Below are 243 nucleotides of genomic sequence, written 5' to 3'. Positions count from 1 at the left end.
GACAGCGACGTGATCGAGCTGTTGGCCGTCGACAGACCCGACGATGTGGACGTCGACAGCGAATCCAGGTTGCTGTTGGTCGTGCTCAGGCCGGTCGACAGCGATGTAACGCCGCTTTGCGCCGTGCTGATGCCCGTCGAAGCCGACGTCGACAGCGAGTCCAGATTGCTGTTGGTCGTGCTCAGGCCGGTCGACAGCGATGTAACGCCGCTTTGCGCCGTGCTGATACCCGTCGACGCCGAC

1 pseudogene is annotated in these 243 nt (G+C 63.4%); it reads right to left on the bottom strand.

What is annotated here, in order from left to right:
* Positions 1-243, bottom strand: a pseudogene (locus DIE16_RS36415) (hemagglutinin); the annotation flags it as partial.

The organism is Burkholderia sp. Bp9090, assembly GCF_003857985.1.
Lineage (GTDB): Bacteria > Pseudomonadota > Gammaproteobacteria > Burkholderiales > Burkholderiaceae > Burkholderia.
The sequence above is the reverse complement of the archived record's forward strand: the minus strand, read 5'-3'. Positions and strand labels throughout refer to the sequence as shown.